Genomic DNA, 419 nt, shown 5'->3' on the forward strand with positions numbered 1-419 from the left:
GCCGGCGGCACCGCCGGCACCGTCATGGCCAAGCGGGTGCAGATGACCAAGATGCCCGAGCTCGTGGCCTTCATGCACTCCATGATCGGCATGGCCGCGGTGTTCATCGCCGTGGCCGCCGTGGCCGAGCCCTGGGCCTTCGGCATCACGGCCAAGGGCGGCGAGATCCCGGCGGGCAACCGGCTGGAGCTGTTCCTGGGGGCGGCCATCGGCGCCATCACCTTCTCCGGCTCCGTCATCGCCTTCGGCAAGCTCTCGGGCAAGTACAAGTTCCGCCTCTTCAAGGGCGCGCCGGTGGTGTTCCCGGGCCAGCACATGCTCAACCTGGTGCTGGGCCTGTCCACCATCGGCCTGGGCCTGCTGTTCATGGCCACCGAGAGCTGGACGGCGTTCTTCGCGATGCTGGCGCTGGCCTTCGT

1 protein-coding gene is annotated in these 419 nt (G+C 68.7%); it reads left to right on the forward strand.

What is annotated here, in order from left to right; genetic code table 11:
- Window positions 1-419: NAD(P)(+) transhydrogenase (Re/Si-specific) subunit beta (locus SM757_RS35100; RefSeq protein ID WP_322468884.1), on the forward strand; the 419-nt coding region annotated here is incomplete at both ends.

Origin of the sequence: Azohydromonas lata (assembly GCF_034427735.1) — a bacterium.
In the GTDB taxonomy this organism is placed as follows: domain Bacteria; phylum Pseudomonadota; class Gammaproteobacteria; order Burkholderiales; family Burkholderiaceae_C; genus Azohydromonas; species Azohydromonas lata.